This window comes from Chitinophaga sp. SVR4-12A, assembly GCF_056754765.1.
The window spans coordinates 5,379,256-5,393,289 of record NZ_JBPGWP010000001.1; the positions used below are offsets into that span (position 1 = coordinate 5,379,256).

Sequence of the window (14,034 nt, forward strand, 5' to 3'; positions counted from 1 at the left end):
ATTAAAATATGTTACAATTGTAACATTTGTCAAACCATTAGGCTATATTTGTGTAGAACCAAATAGACTAAGCCGTACAAAGCTATCAAAATGATAAGATAAATATCAGTTTGCGGCTAAGAAAGTTTGGATTATTTTTATTCGAGGGTATGCTTTGGCTGCTTTAATGAGGACAATCGGAAAACTATAAACGAGAAAAGTCCCGGCGGTTAAACCCGCCAGGACTTTCTAACGTCACATGAATAAAGATTACTTACCGTAAAGTCTGATCTTAAACTTTACATTTCGCCCAATGATGGCGTCAAGAGAAAATAATGGCCGCTTTTTGCGGCAAGACTTAGTGTCACGTCTCATAAATCGAAGATTTGTGATACTTTAAAGAGAGGGACCTTCCTGGCTGAAATATGGAGGTCCCTTTTCACTTAAAGCATCGGGTTAAAAAATTAAAGTATCTCTATAAAGATAAGTTGTTGTAAGTGTAATGCCAAAAAAGTGTGTATTGTAATTTATTGATTTATAGTATATTATTGATAATTCGCAGATTGATTTGGTCTTGTTAGTGCATTAGTGATCATCTATGATTCATTTTTAGTCAGATAATTATTCGAGGATCATTTCATTGTTAAGAAAAAATTTTCATTTTCATTTAGAGCCGCTAAATATTTTTCCCTCTATAAATTAAAAAATTTACTAATTTGGCTCCGTTATCTTTTCGATTTTAACCAATCCGCCTATAACCATATCCTATACAATATGGATCGCAGACAATTCCTAACCTTATCCCCTGCACGCCGCAAAACGGTGAAAGCTCCCTATGGCCGCACACTGTCAGGTATCAACGCATACACAGGAACATGGGGTACCGCACAACAGGTACACCTCCTGAAACGTGCCTTGTTCGGCGCCTCCCCAGCAGACCTGGCCTGGATCAAAGGGCTTACCATGGATCAGGCAGTAGACGCCCTGCTTACACCACTCGCAGCAGCCAACTACCCCCAGCCCCCGGTAAATAACTATGGCGACGATGCCACCGGTATCGCCCCCGGCGCTACCTGGGTGAACTCTGCTCCTTACACAGATAACGATGACCTGGACCGCGGCCGCCGCAACTCCTACAAAGCATGGTGGCTCGGCGTAATGCTCAACCAAACCCGAAGCATACACGAAAAAATGGTCCTCTTCTGGCACAACCACTTCGTAACAGAAACACAAACGGTAACAGACCTCCGTTATGTGTATAAATATAACACCGTCCTCCGTCAACACGCGCTGGGCAATTTTAACGCGCTTACAAAAGCGATCACGCTGGACCCGGCGATGCTCATCTATCTTAACGGTTATCTCAATGGAAAGGAAGCCGCAGATGAGAACTATGCCAGGGAATTGCACGAGCTCTTCACCGTTGGTAAAGGGCCCGATTCACATTATACGGAAGAAGATGTACGCGCTACCGCCCGTGTACTCACCGGCTGGCGGGTAAATCCAAACACTATCACCAGCTATTTCGATGCTACCCAGCACGACTTCAGCAACAAGGAGTTTTCCGCTTTCTACGGCGAAAAACAGGTGTCCGGTCAGTCAGGTCCTAACGGTGGTCTGATGGAACTGAATGATCTGATCGATAACGTTATCTTCAAACAACCGGAAGTATCCAAATTCATCGTACGTAAGATCTATAAATTCTTTATCTACTACCAGATCGATGATGCTGTAGAGCAGAACGTGATCGGACCGCTGGCAGAAATATTCCGCAACAACAACTTCAATATTCTGCCCGTGCTTAGTGCCCTGTTCAGGAGTGAGCACTTCTACGATCCGCTGAATATGTCCTGCCTCATTAAAAGCCCTATCGAATTCTGCGTAGGCCTTTGCCGCGAATTCAGCGTGGCATTTCCGCCCGCTGCCAGCTACGACATGGCATATGAGAAATGGGACTTTGTACGGCAATACGCAGCCTCCATGCTGCAAGACATCGGCGATCCCCCGCTGGTAGCCGGCTGGGACGCCTACTACCTGGAGCCGCAGTGCCATGAGCTGTGGATCAATACAGACACCTATCCCAAACGCAACCGCTTCTCAGATGCACTGGTAAGCGGTCAGGGAGGAGCCATGGGCCTTACCATCGACGTGCTGGCCTTCGCAGATCAGCTTTCAGACCCGTCTAACCCCGTTACACTGGTGAACGATTCATTAGACCTGTTATATCGTATAGACGTGTCCACTAACCTGCGCGCCTGGCTGAAGAACCAGATCCTTTTGAGCGGACAAAGCCCTAACAGTGATTATTACTGGACCGACGCCTGGAATGCCTACAAGGCAAGCCCTGGCGATGCAAACCTGAAAGCAGTAGTAGAATCACGCCTCCGGCTCCTGTACAAATACATCATGAACCTGTCCGAATACCAATTATCCTGACCTTACTGAAAGACCTCCCATATGCGTAGAAGAGATTTTCTCAAACATACAGCATCGGCAGCCGTACTGCCATCCATCATTGATGGGTTCTCTGTAAAAGCATTTGCCGCATCCCCGATGCTGGCCGCGCTGCAAGGCGCTGCTACAGATACTGACCACGTACTGGTCATGATCCAGCTTACCGGCGGTAACGACGGTCTGAACATGGTAATTCCCCTGGATATCTATGGTAAATACCAGGCGGCACGTACCAACATCGCTATCCAGCAGGGTCAGGTACTGCCCCTCGCCAATAATATTAAAACCGGGCTCCACCCCGCTATGACAGGTGTACAACAACTGTATAACGACGGAAAGGCCTGTATCATACAAAGTGTGGGCTATCCCTCACCAGACTATTCCCACTTCCGCGCTACGGATATCTGGCTCACAGGCGCCAACTCCAACCAGGTGCTTCCCACCGGGTGGGGCGGCCGCTATCTCAACTTTGAGTATCCCAACTTCCCGGAAGGATTTCCAAATACAGAAGCGCCCGATCCGCTGGCCATCCAGATCGGGTCGCTCATATCGCCCGCTTTCCAGGGCCCTAACGCCAACATGGCGGTAGCCATCACCAGCGCTACAGATTTTTATGACCTTCTGGATAATCCGCAGCAGGATCCTGCGCCGGATAATATCCACTGGGGCGTTGAGCTGAAGTATATCCGCCTGATCGCGAAACAGTCGGATAAGTATGCCGACAGCATCAAAGCCGCTGCCGCCAGGGTAACACGCCAGGGCGCTTATCCGGATAGTAGCCTGGGCCGCCAGCTCAAGATCGTAGCCCGCCTCATCGCCGGCGGTTTAAAAACCCGCATGTTCATGGTGAGCACCGGTGGCTTCGATACGCACGCCAGCCAGGCACAGGCAGGAGATACCTCCAAAGGTTATCATGCCCAGCTGCTGGGCGACGTAAGCGACTCCATAAAGGCTTTTATGGACGATCTTACCCAGCTTAAAGCTTCCCGCCGCGTAGTAGGCATGACCTTCTCCGAATTCGGCCGCCGTATCAAATCGAACGGTAGTATGGGTACAGACCACGGCGCCGCCGCTCCTATGATCGTCTTCGGCGATTATGTGCTGCAGGGCGTACTGGGTAACTCTCCCAACATCCCCGACGCTTCCAGCGTTGCTGATAATATCCCGATGCAGTACGACTTCCGTTCTGTATACGCCTCCATCCTCGAACAGTGGTTCTGCGTAAAAGAAACAGACCTGAAAACCATCCTGCTCGAAGATTATCAGCGCCTGCCCATCGTCTCCGGCCTCGCCTGTGGCGTGATCACCGGTACAGACGATATCAACCAGAACGCTGGCACCAACTATATCACCAATTATCCCAACCCATTCGTGGAAAAAACCTACCTGAAGTACAAAACCAAAGGCGGGCATACCATGATCCAGATCTTCGATACCACCGGCCGCCTCATCCAGGTGCCCGTGAATAAAATACATACCCCCGGCGAGTACACCATCCAATTCGATGGAGAAGACCTGCCCACCGGTGTGTATTACGCCCGTTTCCAGAACGGTCCCGTACAGCAGGTACGCACCATGTTGAAGGTGAGATAGTTTCCGCAACTCTGTTGCAAATCAGTGTTTTTTCCTATCTTTGGTGCTCACGATACCTTGAGTGAAAAAGCACTGGCTACATAAAATATTGGCTATCATACTCCTGGGTGTGTTTGCATTGCATACAACACCCAGGGAGTTCCTGCACCAGTTCGCACCTCACCAGGATACCAAAGACCAGGATCAGCACTCCTGTACTGATTTCGACGGCCTCGCTTTTTCCGTTAAACACAAACACTGCGAATTCCTGCAAATAGCGGTCGAGCCCTATGAGCAGGCAAACGCGTATCATCCCAAGGTTGCCCGTTCCCTGCGGTGGATCTATGCATTGCCCTATGTTCCCACCGTTACTAAGATCAGCCGCGCAGATGCTTCCCTTCGCGCACCCCCGTGTTCCCTTATTTGATTACCCGCTCCCATCACTAACAACTGTCAACTGGCAACCGTCAACTGACAACTCATTTCGTTACACATCTCTCATTAAGAAATTTATGCAAACGCTGCGTATACTTATTGCCGGAACACTGTGCCTACTGCTCTCTGGCCTTTCATCCTTCGCTCTTCCAATAGATGAAGGCTATGATAATACTTTAAAAGGGAAGATCACCGATAAGAACAGCCACGGTCCTTTGCCTGGCGCTACCATATACCTGCCCGATCTGCATGTAGGCGCTTCCGCCGACGCCCAGGGCAACTATGCTATCAAAAACCTGCCGAAAGGAAGATTTGTAGTGGAGATCCACTATATAGGATACGCCGCCTATACTGCCTCCATCAACATTAACGGCGCTACCACCCAGGACTTTGAACTGTCCGAAACACTGATCGAAAAGAACGAAGTAGTGGTAACAGGCGTAAACCTCGCCACTAACGTGAAGCAGAATCCTGCACCCATCAGCGTGATCCGCAGGGATTACCTCGATCAGCATATCTCCACCAACATCATCGATGCGATCGCTAAGATACCCGGTGTCAACCAGCTCACCACCGGTCCGGCTATTTCCAAACCCTACATCCGCGGCCTCGGATATAACCGCGTAGTAGTAATAGGGGATGGAATCCGCCAGGAAGGCCAGCAATGGGGCGATGAGCACGGTATCGAAATAGATGATTACAACGTAGGAAAAATAGAAGTGCTGAAAGGCCCGGCCTCCCTGGTATATGGCTCCGATGCATTGGCAGGTGTAGTGAACATCGTACCGCCATCTGTCCTGCCCGAAGGAAGCGTGAAAGGTAATTTCGCCGCCAACTATCTTACCAATAACGGCCAGGTAACCTACCATGCAGACCTGGCAGGTAACCAGAACGGCTTTAGCTGGAGCGTATACGGTACCCAGAAATGGGCGCACGATTATAAGAATAAATACGATGGTTATGTGTTCAACTCCCGCTTTAAGAACACCAACTATGGAGCCAGTATCGGACTGAATAAACAATGGGGATACTCGCGCCTGAGCTTTACTTCCTTTAACCAGAACCTCGGCCTGGTAGAAGGTGACCGTGATAGCCTGGGCCGCTTTACACAAGTGGTGAACGTTAACGGTGCAGCCGAAGAAAAGGTGGCGGATAATTTTAAGTCCTACACCATGAACATGCCGCAGCAAAAGATCAATCACCAGAAGATTGTGTGGGATAATAATCTCTACCTGCATAACGGCGGCCGTCTGGGCATTACCCTCGGCTACCAGTATAACCAGCGCCGTGAGTATGAAGACGTGCTGGCCCCCGACGAACCGGGCCTCCGCCTGCAGCTGAAGACTTTCAACTACAGTCTGAAATACTTCCTCCCGGAAATGGCGGGCTGGCAAACAACTGTAGGTGTAAATGGAATGCAGCAAACGAACCGCATCTCCGGCGATGAGTTCCTCATACCCGATTACGATCTCTTCGATTTCGGCGCCTTCGCCATCACCCGCAAAACCTTTAATAAACTGACCCTGAGCGGTGGCTTCCGTTTCGACACCCGCTCACTGAAAGGAAAAGCTTTATACCTGGATGAAGAAGGCGCTCCCAGCCAACAGCCTAAAGATGGCGGTACTACCAAGTTCGCCGCTTTCGACCGCAACTTCTCTAATGTATCTGCCAGCGCAGGGATCAGCTATGAAGCCAGCGACAAGGTGGTGCTGAAGCTGAACGCTGCACGCGGTTTCCGCGCTCCCAATATTGCTGAACTGGCCGCTAATGGCGTGCATGAAGGCACTATCAAATACGAATACGGTAACAACAACCTGAAGCCGGAAGTAAGCACACAGGTGGATGGCGGCGTAGAGTTCAACACGCAGCACGTGTCTCTCGGCGCTAATGTATTCTATAATCACATTAGTGACTTTATCTTTTCCCGCAAGCTGCTCAGCACCGCAGGTACGGACTCTATTCCTGCAGAGGATAATGACGAAGGATTTTCCGCCTTCAAATACCAGCAGGCCAATGCCAACCTGTACGGCGGCGAATTGATGCTCGACATCCACCCGCATCCGATCGATTGGCTGCACTTTGAGAATACCTTCTCTTATGTACGCGCCACCGCCAGCAATGCTACAGACTCTACCAAATACCTGCCCAACATTCCGGCAGCCCGCTGGCTGAGCGAATTGAGAGGTAATTTCAAGAAAGTAAACGGCTGTATGCGGAACGCTTACATCGGCCTGCAGATGGACATGAACTTTTCACAGAACAACGTGTTCAGCGCCTACGAAACCGAAACACCCACAGACGGATATACCTTATTGAATGCAAACCTTGGCACAGATTTCGTAAACAAGAACAACAAAACCCTGTTCTCTTTGCACTTCGCCGTGAACAACATTGGCGACATAGCCTACCAAAGCCACCTGAGCCGCCTCAAATACGCGCCCGTTAATGAGCTTACGGGCCGTTCCGGCGTATTCAACATGGGCCGCACTTTCAGCGTGAAAGTAGCGGTACCGATAGATTTTAAATAATGCCCCTCACCCGCGTCATTGCGAAGGAGCAGTAGAGGAAAGGAGCGTGGGGCGACGAAGCAATCTCACAAACGGCAAACAATAAGCAACAAACGTAGTCATCACCATTTGCCGTTTGTGAGATTGCTTCGTCCTGGCTCCCCGCAGGGCTCCGTAAGTCCTCGCAATGACGGGAATGAAGACCCTCCCATCAATAAAACTTGCTTTCTCCTCCCCATCCCCCTATTTTTGTTAGAATCGCAAACACTCACCAATGCAAAAAATATTTCTCCTCACCTGCGCCCTGCTGGCGCAGCTCTTTGTATTCGCCGCAGATTCCACCAGGATAAAGCTCATCCCCGAACCAGTCTCCCTGAAAGAGCTGAAAGGAAGCTTTACCCTCAGCAACTCCGTAGGTCTGGAAGTAAGCAGTGCCGATAAAAAGCTCGAAGGCACCGCCCAATGGTTTGCAGACCAGCTGAGATCCATCACCGGTATCCAGCTAAAACGGAAAGGCTTCGGGAAGATGAGCATCATTAACCTGAGCTTATTGCAGCAGCCTGATAAATCCCTGGGAGAAGAAGGCTATAAGCTTACCGTTAATACCTTCCATATCAGTTTAACCGCCAACACCCCCGCTGGCATCTTCTACGGCATGCAAACCCTCCTGCAGATGGTCCCGCTACGCGACACCGCCCGTCACAACACTGGGACCGTTCAGATTCCGTGCGCCGAGATCACCGACTATCCCCGCTTCGGCTGGCGGGGCCTCATGCTCGATGTCAGCCGCCATTTCTTCACCAAAGAAGAAGTAAAGCGCTATATCGACGAAATGGTAAAGTATAAATACAATACCTTCCACTGGCACCTCACTGACGACAACGGCTGGCGTATCGAAATAAAAAGCCTGCCCGAGCTCACCCAAAAAGGCGCCTGGCGCGTGGAGAGGGTAGGGCGTTGGGGAACTTTTGCTCCCCCGCAACCCGGTGAAGATCTTCCCTACGGCGGCTTCTACTCCCAGGAAGATATCAAAGAGATCATCCGCTATGCCGAAGACCGATACGTAACCATCCTGCCCGAGATCGATGTCCCCGGCCATAGTTTATCCATGATCGTAGCTTATCCTAACTTGTCCTGCACACAGCTGCAGTACATGGTAGGCCCGGGCGACAGCCTCCGTAGAAAGAACGATAATGTACTCTGCATCGGCAACGATTCCATCTTCACGGTATTGGATAAAGTATTCACTGAAGTTGCAAACCTCTTTCCCAATAAATACATCCACATCGGTGGCGACGAAGCCTACAAAGGCTTCTGGGAGAAATGTCCCAAATGCCAGCAACGTATGCAGACAGAACATCTCAAAGACGTGCACGAGCTGCAAAGCTGGTTCGTAAAACGGATGGAGAAAATGCTGCTGTCTAAAAACAAAAAGCTGATAGGCTGGGACGAAATACTGGAAGGCGGCCTGGCGCCCGAAGCCACCGTAATGAGCTGGCGCGGCATGCAGGGCGGTATTACCGCTGCGCGTATGAACCATCATGTGGTGATGACGCCCTGGGACTTCGTGTATCTTGACCTCTACCAGGGAGAGATCCCGGCAGAACCGCCTACCTATGGTATGTGCCGCCTCAGCGATTCTTATAACTATGATCCGGTGCCGGATAGTGTAGATGAAAAATATATCCTCGGCGGACAAGGCAACCTGTGGACAGAATCCGTGAACACCTTCTGTCATGCGCAGTATATGACCTGGCCGCGCTCCCTGGCCTTGTCAGAAGTATACTGGAGCCCTAAATCCAAACGTAACTGGGATGATTTCATCAACAGGCTGGAAGCACAGTTTCCCCGCCTGGATGCCGCCGGTATAAAATACGCCCGCAGCGCCTACAACGTGATCGCCACGCCCGCAAGGGATAATAACGGTGTGCTCAACGTTCGTTTGTCTACTGAGATCAAAGGGCTTGATATCTATTACACTTTCGATAACTCTGATCCCGATCCCTTTTATCCCCGCTACAACGGCCAGCCTTTAACCTTTCCCAAAGGAGCTGCACAGATCACGGTGGTGACCTACCGGGATGGTAATCAGGTAGGCGATCTGTTCGCGATCAAAAAAGAAGACCTGGAAAAACGCCTCTTACAGGGACGTCATATCTACTAAGCACCTTATAAAAGCAAAGCGCCCGGGTATTGCCCGGGCGCTTTTTATATTTAGTGAATTGTTTTGGTTTCATGTCCGTTTACCGGATCAGGTATCTGCTCCGTATTTTCATCATAGTATACAAAAAAGTAGAGGTAGATCACTCTGCTGATACGCATCAGCCAGGGCTGGAACACCACCAGTATCAATCCATTTACTCCCAGCCAGATAAAAACGCTGTTATCTTTCCACGACAGTCCGAATATTAGCCAGAACCAGATCAGGTTAAACACCGAAAAAGCTACCCCCAGCGCATAACTCACATAACCCGTTCCGAACCAGAAGCCGGTCTCCAGCTCAAACTGCTGTCTGCATACCGGGCACTGCTCATACATGTTGAAGATCTTCGAGAACCGCCAGTGAAAGGGATTTTTATCCCTGTACATGTCCCCTCTTCTGCAGTGAGGACATTTCATCTTCAGTATGCTTAGAAAATAATTCGGGCGCTTTCTTTTCATAGGGCGAAGGTAGTAATTAAAGTCGTAAGTCATAAGTCGTTAGTCGTTAGTAATATAATCAATCGATTCAAACACTTACTTTAATTACTTACGACTTACGACTAACGACTTGCGACTGATATTTCTCTCTTCTCTCCGATCTGCTGTCTCCACATCGCATAATACAATCCCTTCTCCGCCAGCAGGCCGCTATGGGTACCGGTCTCAATAATACGACCCTTCTCCAGCACATATATGCGGTCTGCATGCATAATAGTAGACAAGCGGTGTGCGATCATCACCGTAATATGTTCACGGCTGGCGGTCACCTGCCTTACTGTCTGGCTGATCTCTTCTTCTGTGATAGAGTCCAGCGCAGAAGTGGCCTCGTCAAATACCAGCAGGCGGGGGCGGCGCAGCAAAGCGCGTGCGATAGAAAGCCGTTGCTTTTCTCCACCGGAGATCTTGATACCGCCTTCGCCGATCACGGTATCGATGCCTTTATCCGCGCGTGCCAGGAGGCTTTGGCAGGAAGCCTTGTGCAGCACTTCCATGATCTCTTCATCACTTGCGCGCGGGTTCACAAATTGCAGGTTCTCTTTGATACTGCCCGAAAACAGCTGCGTATCCTGTGTAACGAAGCCTATCTGAACACGCAGTTCTTCGATATCTATTTTCGTACTATCCACGCCGTTATACAGGATCGTGCCTTCATTCGGTTTGTAAAGTCCTACCAGCAGCTTTACCAAGGTGGTTTTACCGGAGCCGGAAGGCCCTACAAAAGCGATGGTTTCGCCAAGGTTCACAGAGAAGTTGATATCATCCAGCGCCTTGTTCGCAGCCGTGAGGTGTTTGAAACCAACACTGTCAAAGGTCAGCTCTTCAATCTTATGAACAGGCACCGGTTTTTCAGGCATTACTTCCACCGGGGTGTTCAGGATGTTCTGGAAGTTTAGCAGGGACACCTGCGCTTCGCGGTAGGACAAGATAATGTTCCCTAATTCCTGCAGCGGTCCGAAAATAAAGAAGGAGTACAGCTGCAGCGTGAATAGCTGGCCTATAGAAACGGTGCCCGGGTACAGCAGGTACAGCAGCAGGAACAGGATGCTGGAGCGCAGCAGGTTCACAAAGGTGCCCTGTACAAAGCTGATACTCCTGATGGTGCGCACTTTCTTCAGTTCCAGCATCAGGATCTTAATAGTGGTAGAGTTCAGCCGCCGTATTTCCTGGTTGGTCAGCCCAAGGCTTTTCACCAGCTCTATGTTCCGTAATGATTCTGTGGTAGATCCCGCCAGCATGGTGGTTTCTTTCACGATGGTCTTCTGTACTATCTTGATCTTCCTGCTCAGCACATTCATGAGGAAACCCAGCAGAATACAGCCGCCAAAGTATACGAACACCAGCGACCAGTGTACTTTGAAAGCATAGATCATTACAAACACAACACCTACCAGTGATGTGAACAGTACGTTGATAAAAGAAGTGATGAACTTCTCTGAGTCGGTACGTACTTTCTGCAGTATGGCCAGTGTTTCGCCGCTGCGCTGATCTTCAAACTGCTGGTAGGGCAGGCGCAGCGAGTGCCGCAAACCGTCGGTATATACCCTGGCTCCAAACTTCTGGATGATCACATTCACGAAGTAATCCTGGAAAGCCTTGGCGATACGCGATACCATCGCCACGCCAATAGAGGCCAGTATCAGCATCAATACCCCGTTCAGGTATTGCGGCATGGTACGGGCAATTTTTGTTCCGTCAACGGTGTGCACCTGCGGATGTGATGCAAAACGGTCAATGATCAATCCGAAGATATATGGGTCCAGCAGGGAAAATACCTGGTTGACCGATGCCAGCAGCAAAGCCAGCATTATAAGCCATTTGTAAGCCTTAAGATAATGAAGGAATAATTTCATGGTGGTAATGTGCTAAAAGCCAATGCTAAATATCAAATGCCAGCTGCCAGCAGCCAGGTGCTAAAAGCTAACTCCGTACAGTTCGCAAAGATACGATAAAAGCCTCATTCGATGTTGCAACATCTTTTTATAATTGCTGCCAAGTTTACGTAAAATATGTTAACTTAATAGTAACTAGTTCCACTTATGAAACCACGAGGCTCCGTCCGGCCATGCAGCACTTCCCGGTCGAGCCCCTGAGGTTCCATCCGATCTTCACTCTTAAAACAATAACGGATGAAAACGTATGATGAAAAACACATTAAAAACATCGTACTGCTAGGCGCCGCCAAAAGCGGAAAGACTACCCTCAGCGAAACCATGTTATTTGAAGCCGGCATCATCAATAAGCGCGGCTCGGTAGAAGAAGCCAACACAGTATCCGACTATCACGAAATAGAATATGAAAGGGGAAGCTCCGTCTACGCCACCAGTCTGCACACAGAATGGAGGGATTATAAGATCAATATTATTGATACCCCCGGGCTTGAGGACTTTATAGGGGAGGTGATCGCCTCTATCCGTGTATGCGATACCGCCCTGCTGCTTTTACATGCCCAGTACGGGGTGGAAGTAGGTACAGAGCTGATCTGGGATTATGTGGATAAATACCGGAAGCCTACTATCCTGGCCGTGAACCACTTAGATAATGAAGAAGCGAATTTCAACAAAGTAGTGGAAGACGCCCGTCGTATACTCGGTCCCGCCGTTACTATTATGCAATATCCTGTTAATCAGGGTATTGGTTTTAACTGCGTGATAGACCTGCTGAAGATGACCATGTACAAGTTCCCCGCGGACGGTGGTAAGCCGGAAAAGCTTCCCATCCCCGACAGTGAAAAAGAGCGGGCAGACCAGCTGCATAATGAGCTGGTAGAAAAAGCCGCCGAAAACGACGATACCCTCATGGAGCACTATTTCGACAAAGGCAGCCTGGATGAAGACGAAATGCGGGAAGGCCTCAAAATAGGTATGCTCAAACACCAGGTGTTCCCCGTATTCTGTTTATCGGCCAAAAGGAACATGGGCAGTGGCCGCCTTATGGGGTTTATAGACAATGTAGCGCCCTCCGCCGTAGAAATGCCCCCGGAAACGACAGAAGACGGTCAGCCTATTCCCTGCGATCCCGCTGGTCCGGCTTGCCTGTTCGTATTCAAAACCCTCCTGGAGCCGCATATCGGGCGCCTGTCCTTCTTTAAGGTGCTGTCGGGAGAGGTGAGGGCCGGGATGGAACTGGTCAACGAAAAAGGCAATACCACCGAACGCCTGAACCAGCTCTTCATCGCCGATGGCAAGAACCGTAACCCGGTAGACAGGCTCCGTTCCGGCGATATCGGCTGCAGCCTTAAACTGAAGAATACGCTCACCAATCATACACTGAATGATAGATCCTTTACCGGGCAGGTAGATCCCATCCATTTCCCCACACCCAAAGTACGTGCTGCCATCGAAGCCCGGAATAAGGCCGATGATGAAAAGCTCGGAGAAGTGCTGGCGGAGATCCACATGGAAGATCCTACCCTGGAAATAGAGTATAACCGCGAATTGAAGCAGGTCATCCTGCATGGACAGGGAGAACTGCACCTGGCCGTTACCAAATGGCGCCTGGAAAACATCTACAAGATGCAGGTGGATTACCTGCCCGCCAAAATACCCTACCGCGAAACCATCCAGAAACCCGCGCTGGCCTCTTATCGCCATAAGAAGCAATCAGGCGGCGCCGGGCAGTTTGGCGAAGTGTATATGAAGATAGAGCCTTACTACGAAGGCATGCCGCAAACGAAGGAATACCCCGTTCGCGACACGGAAGAAATAGCCCTTAACTGGGGCGGTAAGCTGGTGTTCAACAACTGTATCGTGGGCGGCGCTATTGATGCCAGGTTCCTGCCCTCCATCCTCAAAGGTGTGATGGAAAAGATGCAGGAAGGTCCCCTCACCGGCTCTTATGTCCGAGATGTACGGGTGAGTGTATACGATGGTAAAATGCACCCGGTAGACAGTAACGATATCTCTTTCAAGATTGCCGGCATGATGGCCTTTCGCGACGCCTTCCACCAGGCCGCTCCCCAGCTGCTGGAGCCTGTTTACGATATTGAAGCCACAGCACCAGACTATATGAGCGGCGATATCATGAGCGAACTGCAAAGCCGCCGTAGCATCATCACCGGGATGGATTCCGTGAACAGCAACCAGGTGATCAAAGCCCGCACCCCGCAGGCTGAATTGGATAAACTATATGCCGCCCTGCGAAATATCACCCAGGGTAAAGCCAAAGTAAAAGCCAGCTTTGCAGAGTACGCGCCTGTGCCCATGGAAATGCAAAAGAAACTGTCTGAAGAGTATAATAAGGTGGCAGTCAGCAGTTAGCCCGCCAGTAACTATTACGATAACACGTTGGTTTTATTGATCGCTCTGACAGGGCGATCAGGCGATTCCTATCTGCAGCGATATTTATATGTTTTAATATTATATGCTGAAGCGTTTGTGATATTCCA

The 14,034-nt window shown here is 49.9% G+C and carries 8 protein-coding genes; 6 read left to right on the top strand and 2 right to left on the bottom strand.

The features are described 5' to 3' along the window. The first annotated feature begins 753 nt into the window (after positions 1-753). The 5 genes from ACR9Y8_RS21885 (at position 754) to ACR9Y8_RS21905 (ending at position 9,111) form a co-directional block, all read left to right on the top strand. The gene (locus tag ACR9Y8_RS21885; RefSeq protein ID WP_481215389.1) at positions 754-2,415 is read left to right on the top strand and encodes a DUF1800 domain-containing protein; all 1,662 of its coding nucleotides are present in this window, start codon (positions 754-756) and stop codon (positions 2,413-2,415) included. Between the two features lie 21 nt (positions 2,416-2,436). Further along, complete coding sequence (locus ACR9Y8_RS21890; RefSeq protein WP_481215390.1) at positions 2,437-4,026, top strand: DUF1501 domain-containing protein; 1,590 nt, start codon at positions 2,437-2,439, stop codon at positions 4,024-4,026. Between the two features lie 88 nt (positions 4,027-4,114). Continuing rightward, positions 4,115-4,432: a hypothetical protein gene (locus ACR9Y8_RS21895; RefSeq protein ID WP_481215391.1), complete on the top strand. Its 318-nt coding sequence runs from the start codon at positions 4,115-4,117 to the stop codon at positions 4,430-4,432. An 85-nt stretch (positions 4,433-4,517) separates the two neighbouring features. Continuing rightward, complete coding sequence (locus tag ACR9Y8_RS21900) at positions 4,518-6,968, top strand: TonB-dependent receptor (RefSeq protein ID WP_481215392.1); 2,451 nt, start codon at positions 4,518-4,520, stop codon at positions 6,966-6,968. A 253-nt stretch (positions 6,969-7,221) separates the two neighbouring features. After that, positions 7,222-9,111 (top strand): beta-N-acetylhexosaminidase, encoded by a 1,890-nt coding sequence (locus ACR9Y8_RS21905; protein WP_481215393.1) that lies wholly within the window; start codon positions 7,222-7,224, stop codon positions 9,109-9,111. 50 nt (positions 9,112-9,161) lie between these two features. Here the strand turns inward: ACR9Y8_RS21905 and ACR9Y8_RS21910 are convergent, their stop codons facing one another. Together ACR9Y8_RS21910 and ACR9Y8_RS21915 are read right to left on the bottom strand one after the other, a co-directional pair. Then, positions 9,162-9,608 (bottom strand): DUF983 domain-containing protein, encoded by a 447-nt coding sequence (locus ACR9Y8_RS21910; RefSeq protein ID WP_481215394.1) that lies wholly within the window; start codon positions 9,606-9,608, stop codon positions 9,162-9,164. A gap of 101 nt (positions 9,609-9,709) precedes the next feature. Continuing rightward, positions 9,710-11,500 (bottom strand): ABC transporter ATP-binding protein, encoded by a 1,791-nt coding sequence (locus tag ACR9Y8_RS21915; RefSeq protein WP_481215395.1) that lies wholly within the window; start codon positions 11,498-11,500, stop codon positions 9,710-9,712. Positions 11,501-11,776: 276 nt separating this feature from the next. On the opposite strand from ACR9Y8_RS21915, the gene ACR9Y8_RS21920 reads away from it, so the two are divergent. Further along, complete coding sequence (locus ACR9Y8_RS21920; RefSeq protein WP_481215396.1) at positions 11,777-13,906, top strand: elongation factor G; 2,130 nt, start codon at positions 11,777-11,779, stop codon at positions 13,904-13,906. The last annotated feature ends 128 nt before the right edge of the window (positions 13,907-14,034 follow it).